19 protein-coding genes and 1 tRNA gene are annotated in these 16,855 nt (G+C 68.6%); 14 read left to right on the top strand and 6 right to left on the bottom strand.

The genetic code is table 11. The annotated features are described in order from the left end of the window. Window position 1: 1 nt before the first annotated feature. The gene (locus FGL91_RS17445) at window positions 2-1,327 is read right to left on the bottom strand and encodes a nicotinate phosphoribosyltransferase (RefSeq protein WP_153244488.1); all 1,326 of its coding nucleotides are present in this window, start codon (window positions 1,325-1,327) and stop codon (window positions 2-4) included. A gap of 63 nt (window positions 1,328-1,390) precedes the next feature. Here FGL91_RS17445 and murI point away from each other — a divergent pair, with 63 nt between their 5' ends. From murI to FGL91_RS17420, 5 genes are all read left to right on the top strand, one after another. Then, entirely contained in the window at window positions 1,391-2,221 is an 831-nt protein-coding gene (gene murI, locus FGL91_RS17440) for a glutamate racemase (RefSeq protein ID WP_153244487.1), read from the top strand. A 53-nt stretch (window positions 2,222-2,274) separates the two neighbouring features. Continuing rightward, on the top strand, window positions 2,275-3,018 hold the full coding sequence (gene rph, locus FGL91_RS17435; protein ID WP_153244486.1) for a ribonuclease PH: 744 nt from the start codon (window positions 2,275-2,277) through the stop codon (window positions 3,016-3,018). Continuing rightward, the gene (gene rdgB, locus FGL91_RS17430; RefSeq protein ID WP_153244485.1) at window positions 3,015-3,608 is read left to right on the top strand and encodes an RdgB/HAM1 family non-canonical purine NTP pyrophosphatase; all 594 of its coding nucleotides are present in this window, start codon (window positions 3,015-3,017) and stop codon (window positions 3,606-3,608) included. Before rph ends, rdgB begins: the two co-directional genes overlap by 4 nt. 62 nt (window positions 3,609-3,670) lie before the next feature. Further along, the gene (locus tag FGL91_RS17425) at window positions 3,671-4,249 is read left to right on the top strand and encodes a dihydrofolate reductase family protein (RefSeq protein ID WP_153244484.1); all 579 of its coding nucleotides are present in this window, start codon (window positions 3,671-3,673) and stop codon (window positions 4,247-4,249) included. Between the two features lie 85 nt (window positions 4,250-4,334). Further along, the gene (locus tag FGL91_RS17420; protein ID WP_153244483.1) at window positions 4,335-5,255 is read left to right on the top strand and encodes a cation diffusion facilitator family transporter; all 921 of its coding nucleotides are present in this window, start codon (window positions 4,335-4,337) and stop codon (window positions 5,253-5,255) included. Between the two features lie 22 nt (window positions 5,256-5,277). On the opposite strand, the gene ligD is transcribed toward FGL91_RS17420, so the two are convergent. Beyond that, the gene (ligD, locus tag FGL91_RS17415; protein WP_153244482.1) at window positions 5,278-7,236 is read right to left on the bottom strand and encodes a non-homologous end-joining DNA ligase; all 1,959 of its coding nucleotides are present in this window, start codon (window positions 7,234-7,236) and stop codon (window positions 5,278-5,280) included. 58 nt (window positions 7,237-7,294) lie between these two features. On the opposite strand from ligD, the gene FGL91_RS17410 reads away from it, so the two are divergent. Continuing rightward, on the top strand, window positions 7,295-8,104 hold the full coding sequence (locus FGL91_RS17410; RefSeq protein WP_047524296.1) for a Ku protein: 810 nt from the start codon (window positions 7,295-7,297) through the stop codon (window positions 8,102-8,104). A gap of 36 nt (window positions 8,105-8,140) precedes the next feature. Here the strand turns inward: FGL91_RS17410 and FGL91_RS17405 are convergent, their stop codons facing one another. Next, a complete protein-coding gene (locus tag FGL91_RS17405) occupies window positions 8,141-8,905 on the bottom strand; it encodes a DedA family protein (protein ID WP_153244481.1) in 765 nt (254 codons plus the stop codon). A 97-nt stretch (window positions 8,906-9,002) separates the two neighbouring features. Further along, a tRNA-Leu gene (locus FGL91_RS17400) sits at window positions 9,003-9,084 on the bottom strand. 141 nt (window positions 9,085-9,225) lie between these two features. Here FGL91_RS17400 and FGL91_RS17395 point away from each other — a divergent pair. Genes FGL91_RS17395 through FGL91_RS17385 form a run of 3 tightly spaced genes read left to right on the top strand, consistent with a single transcriptional unit; the run spans window position 9,226 to window position 12,211 of the window. Next, on the top strand, window positions 9,226-10,422 hold the full coding sequence (locus FGL91_RS17395) for a CpaF family protein (RefSeq protein ID WP_153244480.1): 1,197 nt from the start codon (window positions 9,226-9,228) through the stop codon (window positions 10,420-10,422). After that, entirely contained in the window at window positions 10,419-11,276 is an 858-nt protein-coding gene (locus FGL91_RS17390) for a type II secretion system F family protein (protein WP_153244479.1), read from the top strand. Before FGL91_RS17395 ends, FGL91_RS17390 begins: the two co-directional genes overlap by 4 nt. Next, window positions 11,264-12,211, top strand: a complete 948-nt coding sequence (locus FGL91_RS17385; RefSeq protein WP_227991705.1) for a type II secretion system F family protein — start codon at window positions 11,264-11,266, stop codon at window positions 12,209-12,211. The genes FGL91_RS17390 and FGL91_RS17385 overlap by 13 nt, the downstream gene beginning before the upstream one ends. A gap of 22 nt (window positions 12,212-12,233) precedes the next feature. On the opposite strand, the gene FGL91_RS17380 is transcribed toward FGL91_RS17385, so the two are convergent. Then, on the bottom strand, window positions 12,234-13,379 hold the full coding sequence (locus tag FGL91_RS17380; protein WP_153244477.1) for an FAD-dependent oxidoreductase: 1,146 nt from the start codon (window positions 13,377-13,379) through the stop codon (window positions 12,234-12,236). 113 nt (window positions 13,380-13,492) lie between these two features. On the opposite strand from FGL91_RS17380, the gene FGL91_RS17375 reads away from it, so the two are divergent. The 5 genes from FGL91_RS17375 (at window position 13,493) to FGL91_RS17355 (ending at window position 15,490) form a co-directional block, all read left to right on the top strand. Further along, window positions 13,493-13,951, top strand: coding sequence for a GbsR/MarR family transcriptional regulator (locus FGL91_RS17375; protein WP_047524307.1), 459 nt, complete (start codon window positions 13,493-13,495; stop codon window positions 13,949-13,951). A gap of 95 nt (window positions 13,952-14,046) precedes the next feature. Further along, the gene (locus FGL91_RS17370) at window positions 14,047-14,226 is read left to right on the top strand and encodes a hypothetical protein (RefSeq protein WP_047524308.1); all 180 of its coding nucleotides are present in this window, start codon (window positions 14,047-14,049) and stop codon (window positions 14,224-14,226) included. 1 nt (window position 14,227) lies between these two features. After that, window positions 14,228-14,629: a TadE/TadG family type IV pilus assembly protein gene (locus tag FGL91_RS17365; protein WP_131492645.1), complete on the top strand. Its 402-nt coding sequence runs from the start codon at window positions 14,228-14,230 to the stop codon at window positions 14,627-14,629. Further along, window positions 14,598-15,053, top strand: a complete 456-nt coding sequence (locus tag FGL91_RS17360) for a TadE family protein (RefSeq protein ID WP_153244476.1) — start codon at window positions 14,598-14,600, stop codon at window positions 15,051-15,053. Before FGL91_RS17365 ends, FGL91_RS17360 begins: the two co-directional genes overlap by 32 nt. Beyond that, complete coding sequence (locus tag FGL91_RS17355) at window positions 15,050-15,490, top strand: pilus assembly protein TadG-related protein (protein WP_153244475.1); 441 nt, start codon at window positions 15,050-15,052, stop codon at window positions 15,488-15,490. Before FGL91_RS17360 ends, FGL91_RS17355 begins: the two co-directional genes overlap by 4 nt. Before the next feature lie 18 nt (window positions 15,491-15,508). On the opposite strand, the gene FGL91_RS17350 is transcribed toward FGL91_RS17355, so the two are convergent. Continuing rightward, on the bottom strand, window positions 15,509-16,783 hold the full coding sequence (locus FGL91_RS17350; protein WP_153244782.1) for an MFS transporter: 1,275 nt from the start codon (window positions 16,781-16,783) through the stop codon (window positions 15,509-15,511). Between the last annotated feature and the right edge of the window lie 72 nt (window positions 16,784-16,855).

The raw sequence follows: 16,855 nt of genomic DNA, 5'->3' as shown, positions 1-16,855 counted from the left end.
CTCAGTCGGCCTCGACGTACACGGTGGGAATCGCCGGGTCGGACTTGCTGAGCGCGAGAGCGCGTACGGGAAGCTCCTCGCGCACCCGCAGGTGGTGCGTCCGCGCGGCCGCCGTTCCCTCCGTCCCCTCGTGTGCGGTGTCGATGTCGCCCGCCTCGACGAACGTCACCTGCAGCGGGCGGCCGTCGGGATGCTCCGATGGCGTGTCCAGCTCCTCGAAGCCGTCGGAGACCACGACCGTCTCCGCGGTCGCGACGCCGTCGACGAGCGTCCGGAACGCGGCCTTGCGTCCGCCGTACGAGGCCTTGTCCGCGGACGCCTTGGCGACCGCGATCCAGGCCCCCGCCGCGTCCTGCCGTGCCACGAGCTTGTAGACCATGCTCGCGGTCGGGTATCCGGAGCCGGTGACGACCGATGTCCCGACACCGTAGGCGTCGACCGGCGACGCGGCGAGTGCCGCGATCGCATACTCGTCGAGGTCGCTCGTCACGGTGATCCGCGTGGACGTCGCCCCGAGTTCGTCGAGCTGCACCCGCACATCACCGGCGACGATCGGGAGATCGCCCGAATCGATACGCACGCCGCCCAGGTCGGTGCCCGCGACGCGGATCGCGGTCTCGACCCCGTTCCGGATGTCGTACGTGTCGACGAGCAGCGTCGTGCCGACGCCCATGCTGTCGACCTGTGCGCGGAACGCCTCTTCCTCGGTGTCGTGCAGGAGCGTCCAGGAATGAGCGGCGGTGCCCATCGTCGGGATGCCCCAGCTCCGCCCCGCTTCGAGGTTGCTGGTGGCGCTGAACCCTGCGATGTACGCGGCGCGTGCGGCCGCGACCGCGGAACGTTCAGCAGCACGGCGCGAGCCCATCTCCGCCAGCGGACGCTCGCCCGCGGCGATGCTCATCCGCGATGCGGCCGTGGCCACGGCGGAGTCGTGGTTGAGCACGCTCAGAGCGAGTGTCTCCAGCACCACGGCGTCCGCGAACGTTCCCTCGACGGTGAGGATGGGGGAGCCGGGGAAGTAGAGCTCGCCCTCTCGATAGCCCCGGATCGTGCCCGTGAAGCGGTACTCCTCGAGGTGCTTCAGCGATGTCGCGTCGACCACATGCTCGTCGCGGAGGAATCGCAACTCGTCGTCACCGAAGCGGAACTCGCGCAGCAGTTCGAGGAATCGTCCGGTGCCTGCGACCACTCCGAATCGGCGGCCGCCGGAGAGTCGGCGGGAGAAGAGCTCGAAGACGCTCGGGCGGAAAGCCGTCCCGTCGCGGAGCGAGGCAGCGAGCATCGTCAGCTCGTAGCGGTCGGTGAGCAGCGCCGTCGACGTGGTCATGCGCTCAGCTTACTGAGCGTGCTGATGCACGCGGAGGTGCGCACGCGGGTAGGCTGGGGAGTCATGAACGACGCGCCCATCGGGATCTTCGACTCCGGTGTCGGCGGGCTCACGGTGGCGCGGGCCATCCGCGCCCAGCTGCCCCGTGAGTCGTTCGTCTATATCGGCGACACCGCCCATTCCCCCTACGGCCCCAAGCCCATCGCCGACGTGCGTCGCTATTCCCTCGAGGTGCTGGACACACTCGTCGAGCAGGGCGTGAAGATGCTCGTGATCGCGTGCAACACCGCGTCGTCGGCCATGCTCCGCGACGCACGCGAGCGCTACGACATCCCGGTGGTCGAGGTGATCGGCCCCGCCGTCCGCCGCGCCGTCTCCACCACGAGGAACGGGCGCGTCGGCGTGATCGGCACGGTCGGCACGATCGGATCGCGCGCGTACCAGGACATGCTCGAGGTGAACGAGCGGCTGCAGGTCTTCACGGCCGCCTGTCCGCGATTCGTCGAGTTCGTCGAAGCGGGGATCACCGGTACTCCCGAAGTGCTCGCCGTCGCCGAGGAGTACCTCGCCCCGCTGCGGGACGCCGGCGTCGACACCCTGGTCCTCGGCTGCACGCACTATCCGTTCCTGCGCGGTGCGATCAGCTACGTGATGGGGGAGGGCGTGACGCTCGTCTCCAGCGACGATGAGACCGCCGGCGACGTCTACCGTCAGCTGGTGCGGGGAGATCTGCTCGCACCGCCCGATGCCACGGCCACCTATGTCTACGAGGCCACCGGCGTCTCGGCCGATGACTTCACCGCGCTGGCCAATCGCCTGATGGGCCGGGAGGTCCGCGACGTGCAGCTCGTCCAGACCGGCGTGATCACCCTTCCCGAGCACACCTTCGAGTAACACCGTGTCGAGCCATCCCGACTCGACGCATCACCCTGACCCGAGAGAAGCACATGACCGACATCGTCCGCGTCGACGGCCGTTCCACCGATCAGCTGCGTGAGATCACCATCGAGCGCGGCTGGAGCGCACAGGCCGAGGGTTCGGCCCTGATCAGCTTCGGCGGCACGAAGGTGCTGTGCACCGCCTCGTTCACCAACGGCGTCCCGCGCTGGTTGACCGGCAAGGGCAAGGGGTGGGTCACGGCCGAGTACGCCATGCTCCCGCGCGCCACGAACAGTCGCAACGACCGCGAGAGCGTGAAGGGGCGCATCGGCGGACGCACGCACGAGATCTCCCGGCTCATCGGTCGCGCCCTTCGCGCCGTGGTCGACACCAAGGCGCTCGGTGAGAACACGATCGTCATCGACTGCGACGTGCTGCAGGCGGACGGGGGCACGCGCACCGCGGCCATCACCGGCGCGTACGTCGCGCTGGCCGACGCGATCGAGTGGGGGCGCGAGAAGAAGTTCATCGGCAAGAACTCCACGCCGCTGCTCGACTCCGTGGCCGCGGTGTCGGTCGGGATCATCGACGGCGAGCCCATGCTCGATCTGGCATACGTCGAGGACGTGCGCGCCGAGACCGACATGAACGTCGTGGTCACGGGCCGCGGACTGTTCGTCGAGGTCCAGGGCACAGCCGAGGGGGCGCCGTTCGACAAGCGCGAACTGGATGCGCTGCTCGAGCTCGGAGTGTCCGGATGCGACGAGCTGAAGGGCAAGCAGCTCGCCGCGTTGGCGGGGGAGCGACGATGAAGGTCGTCCTCGCGACGCACAATCCGCACAAGGTCGCGGAGTTCCAGCAGATCGTCGCGCAGGCACGACCGGACCTCGAGGTCGTCGGCTACGACGGCCCGGAACCGGTCGAGGACGGCGTGACCTTCGCCGAGAACGCACTGATCAAGGCGAGGGCGGCGGCGACGCACACCGGGCTCCCCGCTCTGGCCGACGACTCCGGTATCTGCGTCAACGTCCTGGGCGGTTCGCCCGGGGTCTTCTCCGCGTACTGGGCGGGCCAGAAGAAGGATGCCGGGGCGAATCTCGCGCTCCTGCTCGATCAGCTGCGCGACATCGCCGACCCGCATCGGACCGCGCACTTCACCTCGACCATCGCCCTGGTGATGCCCGACGGCCGGGAACAGGTCGTCGAAGGCCGGTGGCCGGGGCGTCTGTCACACGAGGCGTCCGGTGGCGGTGGTTTCGGCTACGACCCGATCTTCATCCCCGACGGTCAGCCGCACGGCGAGGAGCGTACGGTGGGCGACTTCAGTGCGGAGGAGAAGCAGTCGCAGTCGCATCGTGCGCGTGCGTTCGCGGAACTGCTGCCGTTGCTCGCTGCACTCTGAGGTCCGAAGAAGCGTAACCACTACGGTTGACGTACTTCACGTGTAGTGCTTATCGTGAGGGCATGCGTGAACTGACCTATTACATCGGTGTCTCCCTCGACGGCTTCATCGCGGGCCCCGCGGACGAGGTCGACTTCTATCCCGTCACCCCGGCGTTCGCCGAGTCGCTCGGCACGGAGTTCGCCGACGTGCAGCCGACCTTCGCCCGCGCGGGGCGCGGAGGGGCAGACGCTCCGGTGACGCAGTTCGACACGGTGCTCATGGGGCGCCGGACCTACGAGCCGGCGTTGCAGGTGGGGGTGACCGACCCGTACGCGCACCTGCGCACCATCGTGTTCAGCGGCACGCTCGCCGATCCCGCGGATCCGAACGTCGAGATCGTGCGCACCGATCCGGTCGAACGCGTGCGGCAGGTGAAGGCCGAGGACGGGCTGGGGATCTACCTCGCCGGAGGCGCTCTGCTCGCCGGAGCGCTGATCGACGAGATCGACCGCCTCATCGTCAAGAAGTATCCGGTGATCGCGGGAGACGGGATCCCGATGGCGAGGTTCGCGTTCGCGCCGAAGTCGTTCGACCTCGAGGAAGCCCGGACCTTCGACAACGGATGCGTCGTGCTCACCTACGTGCGCACCCGTCGGTGAACTGCTGGTGACGCTGAGAATCGTTACCCTTCCCGACTAGGGCGAACACGCCTTCCGGCTGTGATTCCCGGTCTAGCCTGGGGGCATGCACGATCACGCACCCGCCGCCGGCGGCATCCGTTCGGCCAACAGTCGACGCCTGCTGGCGATCTCGCTGACGCTCACGGCGACCGTGATGGTCGTGCAGGTCGTCGGTGCGATCCTGACCGGCTCGCTCGCCTTGCTCGCCGACGCCGCGCACATGTTCACGGACGCCTCCGCGCTCGTGATCGCGCTCATCGCCGCGACCGTGGCCGCGCGACCAGCCGATGATCGACGGACCTTCGGGTATCAACGCGCCGAGGTGTTCGGCGCGTTGATCAATGCCGTGATCCTGATCGCCCTGGCCACGTGGGTGGCGATCGAGGGCATCGGCCGCCTGCTGAACCCCGGCGACGTCGAGGTCGCCGGCGGGCTCATGCTCGTGGTCGCCGTCGTCGGCCTGCTGGCGAATGCCGTCTCGATGTGGTTGCTCAGCCGTGCGCAGCGCACGAGTATCAATGTGCGCGGCGCTTATCTCGAGGTGATGGGAGACCTGATCGGGTCCGCCGCGGTCATCGTCGCCGCGATCGTGATCCTCCTGACGGGATGGATGCCGGCCGATGCGATCGCCTCCCTGTTCATCGCGGCGATGATCATCCCGCGAGCGATCGCGCTGCTGCGCGAAGTGTTCTCGGTCCTCGCCGAGTCGGCGCCCAAGGGGACCGCCGTCAGTGACATCCGCACCCACCTGCTGGGGTACGACGGTGTGGTCGGCGTGCACGATGTGCACGTGTGGCAGCTCACGCGGGGCGCGCCGGTGTTCACGGCGCATGTCACCGTCGAGCCGCAGCTGTTCGCCGACGGGAGGTCGACGCAGCTCCTCTCCGACATGCAGGCGTGCTTGGCCGATCACTTCGATGTCGAGCATTCGACCTTCCAGATCGAGCCGGCTGAGAAGTCGGACTGCGAGCCTCATCACGCCTGAACGCTCCGGTGCGGGGGAGTGGTCAGCGCTCCACGACGATGTCGCCCGGCTCCTTGTCGGGCCGCAACCCTCGCCATCGTGCGTGTCGGAGCACCCCATCGGGGGTCCAATTGGCGAACTCGACTTCGCCCACGAGCTCGGGATGCACCCAGAGCGCGTCGGACGCGTCGGGCGCGGGCACGCCGTCGAGGGGCGCTGTCTCCCTGCGCAGCGGGTCGAGGCGTGCGAGCAGATCGCGGAGGATGCGGTCGGTGAATCCGGTTCCCACCCTCCCGACGTAGCGCAACGGCGCTGATCCGCCTCGGCCGCCGGAGCGGTCGGGCACCGCGAGCAGGAGCGAGCCGAGTGTGCTCTCGCGATCGCCTTTGCCCGGCCGGATCCCGACGATCACGGCCTCCTGCATGCGCGTGTGCTTGAGCTTCAGCCAGGACGGGCTGCGCTGCCCCGGGCGGTAACGGGACTGCGGGTCCTTCACCACGACGCCTTCGAGACCGAACTCCCTGCTGGCAGCGAGGGCCGCGTCGACGTCGTCGAAGACAGGAGGGATCTGTATCGGGGCGTCGAGGCCTGCGACGACGTCTTCGAGCAGGATGCGGCGCTCGCGCAGCGGCATGCCCGTGAGATCGTGCCCGTCGAGGCTCAGCAGGTCGAAGAGCATGTACACGATCGGCGTGCGGACCACCTCCCGCTCGATCTCGCGCGGACGGGTCAGATGCATGCGGTTCTGCAGCAGGGAGAAGCTCGGGCGTCCCTGGCCGTCGAACGCCACGATCTCCCCATCCACGATCGCGTCGGCGACGGGCAGGAAAGGGGCGCCGTCGGCGGTGAGTTCCGGATAGCGGGTCGTGATGTCGGTGCCGCGCCGCGCGTGCAGGAGCATCCGTCCGTCGGCCCAGGTGCCCAAGGCTCGGATGCCGTCCCATTTCACCTCGACCCAGGACGGATCGCTCAGCGCCCGCGTGACCCCGGCGGTGCCGTTCTCGGCGAGCATCGGCGCGAGGGGCGCGGCCGTGGCGCCCCGTGAAGGGGCCGAAGCGCCCCGCGGGTGACGGGGCCGGTGAGCCGGGGGAGGTGTTGGGGCCGACGAGGCCTCCTGCGGGCGGAGCCCGGCGAGCGGATCGATTCCCGCGGCTGCGCGGGCGAGTACCTCGTCGAGGTCGAGCTGGGCCAGATCCGGGTCATCGAGTTCGTCCCAGGTGCGCGGAGCCGCGACCCACGGCTGTGCCCGCCCCCGGAGCGAGTACGGCGAGATGGTCGTCTTCTTGCCGTTGTTCTGGCTCCAGTCCAGGAACACCTTCCCGCCTCGCTCGGCCTTCGACATGACGCTCGTGGCCAGATCGGGATGGTCGTTCTCGATCAGGCGGGCGAGTTCCTTCACGACCGCCGAGATCTCGTCGCTCGTCTGCTCCCCGGGGAGGGCCGCATACAGGTGCAGACCCTTGCTCCCGCTCGTGACCGGGAGCGGATCGAGCCCCATGTCCGTCAAGATGACGCGTGCGAAGCGCGCGACTTCGGCGCACTGTGCGAGTCCGACACCGGGGCCCGGGTCCAGGTCGAGAACGAGGCGATCGGGGCGACCCGGGCTCCCGTCCGGAGCGAAGCGCCACTGCGGCACGTGCAGTTCGATCGCGGCGACCTGAGCGAGCCACACCAGCGTCGGCACGTCCTCGACGAGGGGGTACTCCTTCGGGCCGTCCGAATGCTGGATCGCCTGCCGCGGGATCCAGGCCGGTGCCCCCGGTTCGAGCTGCTTCGTGAAGAACGCATCCGCGGGAGCGTCCCTCGTCCCGACGCCTTCGACCCAGCGCTTGCGCGTGACCGGGCGTCCGTCGAGGAGGGGCAGGATGAGCGGGGCGATCGCGCTGTAGTAGGCGATGACCTCGCCCTTGGTCGTGCCGGTGTCCGGGTAGACGACCTTGTCGAGATTCGTCACGCGCAGTCGGCGACCGTCCACCTGCACGATCTGCCCTGGTCCGACCATGCAGCCAGCGTAGTCAAGGGACTGGTCGCGACGGCTTCGACTGGTGTTCACTGGTGTCATGAGGACGATCTGGAAGGGCGCGCTGACATTCGGGCTCGTGAACGTGCCGGTGAAGGTGTACTCCGCCACGGAGGATCACGATGTGCCGCTGCATCAGGTGCATGAGAAGGACGGCGGCCGCATCCGGTACCAGCGCACGTGCGAGGTGTGCGGCGAGACGGTGGCCTATGCCGACATCGATCGCGCGTACGTCGACGACGGGCAGACGGTGGTGCTCACCAAGGACGACTTGGCCGCGCTGCCGGCCGAGAAGAGCCGGGAGATCGACGTCGTCGAGTTCGTGCCGTCCGACCAGGTCGATCTGCTCACCCTCGACAAGCCGTACTACCTCGAGCCGGACTCGAAGTCCCCGAAGGCGTACGTGCTGCTGCGCAAGACCCTGGAGCAGACGGATCGCACCGCGATCGTGCGCTTCACACTGCGGCAGAAGACCAGGCTGGCCGCGCTGCGGGTCCGGGGGAAGGTGCTCGTGCTGCAGACCCTGCTGTGGGCCGACGAGGTGCGCGAAGCGGAGTTCCCTGCACTGGACGAGGACGTGCGGATCTCGAAGAAGGAGCTCGAGCTCTCCGCCTCACTCGTCGACAGCTATTCGGCCGACTTCGATCCCGAGGACTTCGTCGACGAGTACCAGAAGGAGCTTCGCACCCTCATCGACGCGAAGATCGAGGCGGGGGACACGTTCGACGTCGCCGAGACGTTCGGGGAGGCCGAGAAGGCTGCGGAGGGTGGCGAAGTCATCGACCTCATGGAGGCACTCCGCGCCAGCGTCGCGCGCACCAAAGAGGAGCGCGCGAAGAACGCAGGCTGACCTCGTCCGCCGAGGGCTCGGCGCACGAGGTCAGGATCAGTGCTTGCCGTCGCCGTCCAGGTCGGGGGCGCGGTCGAACACGTCGGCATCCAGGACGAGTTCCTGTGCCTCCTCGGCATCGGTCACGACGTCTTCGCCTGCCGCCGCGGCCTTCTTCGCCTTGTGGCGCTCTGAGAAGTAGTGCCACAGGGTGACGAGGGCGGTGCCGCCGACGGCGATCAGCAGGATCACGTCGATGTACTGAACCACGAGTAGGCGCACCCACGGGATGTAGGCGATGAGGTATCCGACCATCGTGAGGCCGAAGCCCCAGATCATGGCGCCGATGAAGTTGTAGAGCGAGTAGCGGCGCCACGGCATGTGTCCCACACCGGCTGCGACGGGCGCGAAGGTGCGAACGATGGGGACGAAACGGGCGAGGATGACCGTGAGACCGCCGAAGCGCTCGAAGAACGCGTTCGTGCGCTCGACGTTCTTCTTGCTGAAGAGGCCCGACTCCTTGCGCTCGAACACCGCCGGTCCGCCCTTGTGACCGATCAGATAGCCGACCTCGCCGCCGATGAAGGCCGACAGCGCGATCAGGAGCGAGACGACCCAGATGTTCACGCCGAACACATTGCTGGTGTGCGTCAGGAGCCCGGCGATGATGAGCAGGGTGTCGCCGGGGAGGAGGAACCCGACCAGGAGACCGGTCTCGGCGAAGACGATGAAGCACACCACCAGAAGCGCCCAGGGGCCCGCCGCGCCGATGATCGTCTGGGGGTCGAGCCAGGGGATGAGGGCGGTGGGAGCGTGCAGCATGGATTCGAGCACTGGCGGGATTCCCGTCGGTCGTGAGTGGTCGGCGTCAAAGCGGAGCGACGTCAGGGTGGTCTCGCGACGGCACCATCGTCTCTCGTGCGGAAGGTGGGACTTGAACCCACACGCCCTGGGGCACAGGAACCTAAATCCTGCGTGTCTGCCAATTCCACCACTCCCGCGCGGTGGAATCAGTCTACTGACCGGCGAAACCCGCTGTCTGAGCATCAGCCCGCAGTTCATCGCCCCCCCGGAGCGGCTGGGAGCGGCGTGCCTGTGGATAACTCCGACGCGGGGGAACCGATCGTTGCGAGGATGCCGGGGTGAGTCATCCGTCTGCCCTGGTCACCGAGCAGGTTCGGCGTCGCCTGCGCACGGAAGGGGTGGATCCCACGATCGATCCCGACGCCGCGCGGCGCATCGCGCACGCGGAGGTCCGTCGTCACGATGACGCTGCTCTCGCACGCGGCGGCGGCCTCATCGAAGACGAAGCGGCCTGTGTCCGTGACGTGCTGGCGTCGCTCAGCGGGTTCGGAGCGCTGCAGCCTCTGCTGGACGATCCCGAGATCGAGGAGATCTGGCTCAACGGCACCGGACACGTGCATGTCGCGCGCGAAGGCGTGGCGGAGCGGACCGGACTGCGCCTCAGCGACACGACGGTGCGCGACCTCGTCGAGCGGATGCTGCAGGCCACCGGTCGACGGGTCGACATCAGTCAGCCCTTCGTCGACGCCTCGCTGCCGGACGGCTCTCGTCTGCACGTCGCGATCGCCGACGTCGTGCGCGGGTCCTGGGCGGTCAACATCCGGAAGTTCCTCCCGAAGTATCGGTCGCTCGAGGCTTTGACGGCCCAGGGGATGATGCCCGTGGCGGTGGCTGAGCGGTTGCGGGCGGCGATGAACGACGGTCGCACGGTGATCGTCTCCGGCGCGACCCACGCCGGGAAGACGACGGTGCTCGGTGCGCTGCTGGCCTCGTGCGCCGACTCGCAGCGCATCGTCACCGTCGAGGAGACCTTCGAGCTCGTGATCGAGGGTCCTGATCTGGTCGCATTGCAGGGGCGCCAGTCCAGTCTGGAAGGCACAGGGGAGATCACCCTGCGTCGATTGGTGAAGGAAGCGCTCCGGATGCGGCCGGACCGCCTGGTCCTCGGTGAGGTGCGTGATGCCGAAGCGCTCGACCTCGTGCTCGCGCTCAACACCGGAGTGCCGGGAGCGTGCACCGTGCACGCGAACTCCGCGACGGAGGCCCTCGAGAAGCTCAGCATGCTGCCGCTCCTGGCCGGCCGCAACATCGATCGCGGTTTCATCGCGCCGGCGATCGCCACGTCGATCGACCTCGTCGTCCATTGCGTGCGCGACCGCTCGGGCCGCCGCTTCGTGCAGGAGATCGTCGCGCCCACCGGAGAGATCGTCGAGGGACGCATCCGTACAGCGCGGGTCTATCTCGACGGCTCGACGACGCAACGGCGTGCCGACATGGATCGTGGCCCCGTTCACCGGATCGGGGTGGACTCGTGACGGTGCTGCTCGGGGCCGCGCTCGCCGCAGGTGTGCTCCTGTGCGTCTCGCCGTGGATGTGGCCGCCTCGTGCGAACGCGCAACCGGCCGGCAGAGACGGACGACTCACGCGCTTGATCGAGGAAGCGGGCCTCGTCGCGCTCGTGCCGCGCGTGCTCATCGCGGTGATCGTGGCCGCGGGGATGCTGGCCGCTTCTGTGGTCTGGCTCCTGAGCGGACTGCCGGTGCTTGCCCTGCTGGCCGGAGCGGCGGGGGCGTCTGCGCCGATCCTGTTCCTGCGCGGTCGGCGGCTTCGGCTGCTTCGCGCGCGTCGGCAACTCTGGCCGGACATCTGCGACCTCCTGATCGCCTCGATCCGCGTCGGGCTCTCGCTCCCCGACGCGGTGGCGAGCCTGGCCGAGTCCGCGCCGACCATGCTCCGACCCGCATTCGTCGTGTTCGCCCGAGACCTCCGGGCGAGCGGCAGATTCGAGACGAGCCTCGACCGGTTGAAGTCGTCCCTCGCCGATCCCATCGGCGATCGGATCGTCGAGACTCTGCGCATGGCCCGTCAGGTCGGCGGTACCGAGTTGATCAGTGTGCTCCGCGCGTTGTCGGCGTCCGTCCGTGCAGATGCCGCGCTTCGGGGAGAAGTCGAGGCGCGGCAGTCGTGGATCCGCGGTGCGGCGATCCTCGGGGCCGTCGCGCCGTGGATCATCCTCGGACTGCTCGTCATGCGGCCGGAGGGGGCTTCGGCATACGGCACGCCCGAGGGGGTTCTGGTGATCTGCGTCGGAGCCGCGATCTCGGTCGCTGCCTTCCGGATCATGGTCCGCATCGGTCGACTTTCCGAGCCGCGGCGGTGGTTCGGGTGACGGAGGTGTCGGTCGTCGCGGTCGCGGTGCTGGTCGGTGGCACGTTCTCCGCCGGTGTGCTGAGCGTCCTGTTCGTGCTTCCGCGCTGGCGGGCAGCATCCCTGATCGTCCGTATCGGGCCCTACGTCCGTGACGTCGTTACCGACGAGCGGCTGCCCCCAGGCATCCTGCCTTCCTCCGGCGTGCTTCCCGCGCGTTCTCGAGCGTTGTGGGACGCCGTTCGAGAGACGTTCGAGCGTCTGCTCGGCGGGGGAGCCGCCCTTCGACAGCGACTGTCCCAAGCCGGAGTGGCGATCGAACCGTCCGTGTTCCGAGGCAAGCAACTGGGGTGGACGCTCGCCGGGATCGGCGGAGGTGCCATCGTGGTCATCCTCCTCGCACTGGCAGGGCGGATGTCGGTGCCCACGAGTGTCATCCCGGTGGTGTTCGGGGCGCTCGCCGCCGTCGTGTACGACATGCAGCTCTCCGCACGGGCCAGGGCTCGCCGGGTGCGTCTCGCCGACGAGCTTCCGACGACGCTGGAGTTTCTGGCGCTGTGCCTTGCCGCCGGCGAAGGGTTCCTCGACTCCCTCCGACGTGTCGCCGCCGTCGGCACCGGTGAGCTGACAGCCGAACTCCGTCAGGTCGTCCTCGCGGTCGGGACCGGGTCGCCGTTGGCTGACGCGCTGAGCGAGACGGCGCGACGTCTGCAGCTGCCCGGGCTCTCGCGTGCCGTCGACCAGGTGATCGCCGCTCTCGAGCACGGAGCGCCGCTCGCCGCGGTGCTGCACGCACAGGCCGGCGATGCGCGCGAGGACGCGAAACGCACGCTCATCGAGCAGGCAGGGCGCAAGGAGATCCTGATGCTCTTCCCGCTGGTCTTCCTCATCCTGCCGCTGTCGGTGCTCTTCGCGGTGTATCCGGGACTGTTCATCCTGCGGCTCGGCATCGGCTGACCGCCTCGCAGGGAGAGGGGTCTCAGCCCTTGATGTACCGCCGCGTCATGTAGCTGCGGACGAGAGGGAAGGAGGCGAGGCGGAGGGGCAGCATGCTCAGCCAGAGGGTCAGGGGATGGGCGGGGGCGTAGATTCCTTTGACCCGTCGTCCGAGCCTCTGCTTGCGTTCCGCTTCGGGGCGGATCGTTGTCTCCCACGCCTGCAGAGCGGCCGGGATGTCGTCAGACCTGGCGGTGAGTTCTGCGACGAGCCGGTCCGCTCCGCCCACGGCCAGAGATGAGCCGTAGCCGGCGAACAGCGTGACACACCACGCGGAGTCGCCGAGGAGCGCGACTCGACCCTTGCTCCAGGACGGCACCACCACTTGGCTGACGGTGTCGAAGTAGACGGAGTCGGCTTCCTGGAGGCCGGTGAGTACTTCGGGGATGATCCAACCGAGATCGCCGTAGATACGTCTCAGCTCGGCGTGCACGTCGGCGCCCGGGCGCGCGTGATCGGCGCGGTAGTCGAAGAAGGCGACGTTGCGACCGTCGCCGGCACTGATGACGGCGGCGGTGCGACCGCGCGAGGAGTGCGTGGCCGTGGTGCCCGGTGCGATGGATGCGGGGCGCCGATCGAGCATGGACACGGCGATCTTGTGTTGCAGGTCGACGAGGAAGTCCTCCTCCGGGCCGAACAGCAGGGTGCGCGTGGTCGAGTGCAACCCATCCGCGCCGATCAGCAGATCAGCCGTCTCGACGGTGCCGTCGGTCAGTGCGACGCGGACCTCTCGGTCGTCCTGCTCGAAGGAGGTGAGCGTGGTGCCGAAGCGGATGGTCGTGTGATCCCGGAACCTTTCATACAGGACCGACTCGAGGTCGCCCCGCAGGATCGTCAAGGAGCGCGCGCCGGTGGTGGCAGCGATCGTGGCGCGATCCAGAGCGAAGAGGCGTGAGCCGTCGGACCGGTGATAGCTGAGCTCCGTGGTCTCGAACGAGCGGGCCTGGAGATCGCTCAGGATTCCGATTCGCTCTGCGGCGTCATACCCGATGCCGCCGAAGGTCACGGCATAGCCCCCGTCGCGGCGTGCGGGTGCGCGTTCGACGAGGAGAGTCTCCCACCCGGCCTGGTGCAGGCGGAGGGCGGTGGAGAGTCCGGCGATGCCGGCTCCGATGATGACTGCGCGCATGGATGTCGTCCTTCCTCGCGTCGTGGTCGAGATGACGCGCTTCCGACAGTATCGGAGTTTCAGGAATTATTGAACAGTCATGATGTTTGATATCGTGCTGCCTGGAGGGTGAGATGACCGACAGGCACACGCAGTGGCAGACCGCCGAACGACTGGCGCTGACGCTGACCGAGGGTGGGATGCAGCGGATGGCTGCGCGCACGCTCGCCGTCTTCCTGTTCACCGACCAGGAGACGGTCACAGCGGGTGAGATCGTCGAGCGGCTGGATGCCAGCGCCGGCGCGGTCTCCAGTGCGATCAAGTCGCTGCTCTCGGTGGGTCTCATCGAGCGTCTGCCCGCTCCCGGGAGTCGCCGCGAGCACTTCCGACTTCGCGACGATGCCTGGGCGACCCTGTTCACCGGCCAGAACACGATCATCGACGCCATGCTCCAGGTCGCCTCGGAAGGCGTCTCCGTCACCGGTGACGATGATCCGGCTCATCAGCGCCTGGCGCAGATGCACGCGTTCTATGAATTCCTGCGGGGCGAGATCCCCGCTCTGCTGCACCGCTGGCAGGAGCGGAACGGCTGACGCGAACTCTCTGGCAGGGGAGGCGCGGACGGCGGCGTCCTGCGGGCTGTGGATAACTTCCGCGCGGGTGATCTCACCCCGGGCAGACTGGCCGCATGATCACACGCCTGCGCTCGTTCTTCCGCGCTCTGTCGGCCGATGAATCCGGTGACGTTCCCGGCTGGGTGCTCGTGACACTGATGACGGCCGGGCTGGTGGTGCTGATCTGGGCGGTCGCAGGACCCGCGCTGACCGCGCTGTTCGAACAGGCGATCCAACGGGTGTCGGGGCTCTGACATGGCGGAGGGGCCCCGGTTCGCGGATGAGCGCGGTTCGAGCCCGGTGGAGTTCCTGCTGGTGGGAACGCTGCTCACGGCGCTCACACTCGCCGTCCTCCAACTCGCGCTCGCCGTCTATGTGCGAAACGTGGTCCACGATGCAGCGGTCGAAGGCGCGTATCACGCTGCTCTCGCCGACACGAGTCCGGCCGAAGGAGTCGAACGCACCCGCGAGGTGATCACGCGTGCGATCGGCGCGGGATATGCCGAGGACATCCGGATCGGCACCTCGGGACTCCCGGAGGAAGAAACCGTCGACGTGCGAGTGCGCTCGACCTTCCCCCTGCTGGGCCTGATCGGAATCCCGTTCGCGATGGAGGTGGAGGCCCATGCACCCGTGGAGACGTTCGGTGGCCGGTGAGGAAGGATCAGCGGCGCTCGAGTTCATCGCGGTCGGCGTCATCCTCCTCGTACCGATGGTCTACCTCGTGATCGCCCTCGGCGGCATCCAGGAGCAGACGCTCGGCGCAGAGGCGGCGGCGCGGCACATGGCGCGCGTCATAGCGCGGGCTCCGGACGCCGCCTCCGCGACCGAACGCGGCGATGCCGTGCTGCGCGGTGTGATCGACGAATACGGACTGGATGCCGACGCGGTGGACGTGACGCTGACATGCACTCCGTCGGGCGTCGAATGCCCATCGTCGGGAGCGACCGTCTTCGTCACCGTCAGCGCCCGGGTGCGGTTGCCCCTGGTGCCGGAGCTCTTCGGGCTCGACCGTTCCACCGCGGTCCCCGTCCAGGCCACTTCGGCGCAGAAGGTGTCGCGGCTGTGGGGTGCGCGATGACGCGCGCCGGCCGGTCAGCGGACACAGCAGTGCCGGACCAGGAGGAGGGCAGCGTCCTCCTGCTGACGCTCGGCTACGTGCTCCTCGCGCTCGTGGTGATCTACGTCTGCGTCTGCGCGACGGATCTCTACATCGCCCAGAAGAGGCTGGACGCCCTCGCGGACTCGGCGGCGCTCGCCGGGGCGGACGGCTTCATCCTCGCGGTGACGGCCGACGGCGTTCGCGCCGAGTTGACGGATTCCGGGGTCGAGGAGCAAGCGGCAGCCCTGGTCGAAGGGGTGCCGGGCGAGACGGACCTCGTCGCGGCGGGAACGCCCGACGGGGTGTCGGCACGTGTGACGGTCGGCGTCGACTGGCGTCCGCCCTTGCTGTCGCCCTTCGTCCCGGACGGCGTACGCCTGGAGTCCATGGCCACGAGCCGCACGGCCCTGTGGTGACCTACCGCACGGGGGCGCTCAGTTGCCGTCCGGCTCCGGCCCCGGCTCCGACTCCGACTCCGGTTCCGGCTCCGGGCGCGATCTGGGTATGAACTTCGGGATCCACCGCAGGAATCCGGCTGCCCCGACGAGGCCGATGACGCCCATCGCTGCGGCCGCGAAGGGGAGCGCCGAGAAAGCGGTGATCGCCGACACCAGCAGCGGAGCGATCGCACCTCCGGCGTCGGTGAGCGTGCGCCAGGACCCGAGGAAGGCGGCGGGCTCGCGCTTCGGGGCGACATCCGCACCGAGGGTGAGCAGGATCCCGCTCGACAGGCCGTTGCCGACGCCGAGCACCGCGGCGAACATCCCGAACCACAGCACCGCCGCATCGAGCTCGTGCGTGAACGACAGCGCGAGGAAGCCGGCGCCCATGAGTACCATCGCGGGCATCGCCGCCCACAGTCGTCCGAAGCGGTCCATCACCTGCCCACTGGCGTAGAAGAGCGCGAAGTCGATCGCCCCGGAGACGCCGACCACGAGGGCGATCGTCGAGGCGTCCAGCCCCAGGGAGAGCCCCCACAGCGGGAGGACGACCTGCCGCGCGGAGCGCACCGCCGACAGCGACGCCGCGGCGAGTCCGAGACGCCCGAGCACCGCGCGCTGTCGCCACATGGTCTGGAAGATGCCCGTGCGCTCGACGGTCGGGATGGATCCGCTCACCGCCTCGCCGGAGTCCTCCATAGAGCGCTCGGCCGGGGTGAGCGGAGCGGGAGGTGTCGTCTTCTCCGGATCGGGGCCGAAGAGCACGAGAATCACCATCACCACGAGGCAGCCCAGGAAGAACCAGATCGCGGCGCTCTCGGTGCCGAACAGCTGCAGCAGACCCGCTGCCACGAACGGGCCGATGAAGATGCCGAGGCGGAAGCTGCCGCCGAGCAACGAGAGCGAGCGCGCGCGGAAGGCGACCGGAACCCTGGTCGTCATGAACGCGTGACGGGCCAGGCCGAAGGCGGCCGCGCACACGCCCAGGACGAACACTGAGGCCGCCAGCACGCCGAGCGTCGGGGCGAAGACCATTCCCACAGCCGACAGGATCGCGATCACGCCGGCGATCACCATCGTGAACCGCTCGCCGATCCGCCCGACCGCCCATCCGGCGGGGAGGTTTCCGCAGAGCTGGCCGATGACGAGCGCGGAGGCGACGAGGGCCGCGAAAGCGACGTCGGCGCCCATGGCGGCTGCGAGTACCGGGATGAGCGGGATCACGGCGCCCTCGCCGAGGGCGAAGAGGACCGTCGGCAGATACACCATCGGTCCGAACTGCCGAAGGACCGTCGATGCACTGCTCACGCCCTCACGCTACTCCCCGCAGGGAGGTGCTCC

The organism is Microbacterium sp. CBA3102 (assembly GCF_007954505.1).
GTDB lineage: Bacteria > Actinomycetota > Actinomycetes > Actinomycetales > Microbacteriaceae > Microbacterium > Microbacterium aurugineum.
This window is presented reverse-complemented; position numbering and strand designations above follow the sequence as displayed.

What these genes read in the sequence shown, in the direction of transcription:
- FGL91_RS17445 (WP_153244488.1), bottom strand. Translation starts at nt 1,327, where the DNA reads ATGACCACGTCGACGGCGCTGCTCACCGACCGCTACGAGCTGACGATG.
- murI (WP_153244487.1), top strand. Translation starts at nt 1,391, where the DNA reads ATGAACGACGCGCCCATCGGGATCTTCGACTCCGGTGTCGGCGGGCTC.
- rph (WP_153244486.1), top strand. Translation starts at nt 2,275, where the DNA reads ATGACCGACATCGTCCGCGTCGACGGCCGTTCCACCGATCAGCTGCGT.
- rdgB (WP_153244485.1), top strand. Translation starts at nt 3,015, where the DNA reads ATGAAGGTCGTCCTCGCGACGCACAATCCGCACAAGGTCGCGGAGTTC.
- FGL91_RS17425 (WP_153244484.1), top strand. Translation starts at nt 3,671, where the DNA reads ATGCGTGAACTGACCTATTACATCGGTGTCTCCCTCGACGGCTTCATC.
- FGL91_RS17420 (WP_153244483.1), top strand. Translation starts at nt 4,335, where the DNA reads ATGCACGATCACGCACCCGCCGCCGGCGGCATCCGTTCGGCCAACAGT.
- ligD (WP_153244482.1), bottom strand. Translation starts at nt 7,236, where the DNA reads ATGGTCGGACCAGGGCAGATCGTGCAGGTGGACGGTCGCCGACTGCGC.
- FGL91_RS17410 (WP_047524296.1), top strand. Translation starts at nt 7,295, where the DNA reads ATGAGGACGATCTGGAAGGGCGCGCTGACATTCGGGCTCGTGAACGTG.
- FGL91_RS17405 (WP_153244481.1), bottom strand. Translation starts at nt 8,905, where the DNA reads ATGCTGCACGCTCCCACCGCCCTCATCCCCTGGCTCGACCCCCAGACG.
- FGL91_RS17380 (WP_153244477.1), bottom strand. Translation starts at nt 13,379, where the DNA reads ATGCGCGCAGTCATCATCGGAGCCGGCATCGCCGGACTCTCCACCGCC.
- FGL91_RS17375 (WP_047524307.1), top strand. Translation starts at nt 13,493, where the DNA reads ATGACCGACAGGCACACGCAGTGGCAGACCGCCGAACGACTGGCGCTG.
- FGL91_RS17370 (WP_047524308.1), top strand. Translation starts at nt 14,047, where the DNA reads ATGATCACACGCCTGCGCTCGTTCTTCCGCGCTCTGTCGGCCGATGAA.
- FGL91_RS17365 (WP_131492645.1), top strand. Translation starts at nt 14,228, where the DNA reads ATGGCGGAGGGGCCCCGGTTCGCGGATGAGCGCGGTTCGAGCCCGGTG.
- FGL91_RS17360 (WP_153244476.1), top strand. Translation starts at nt 14,598, where the DNA reads ATGCACCCGTGGAGACGTTCGGTGGCCGGTGAGGAAGGATCAGCGGCG.
- FGL91_RS17355 (WP_153244475.1), top strand. Translation starts at nt 15,050, where the DNA reads ATGACGCGCGCCGGCCGGTCAGCGGACACAGCAGTGCCGGACCAGGAG.
- FGL91_RS17350 (WP_153244782.1), bottom strand. Translation starts at nt 16,783, where the DNA reads ATGGTGTATCTGCCGACGGTCCTCTTCGCCCTCGGCGAGGGCGCCGTG.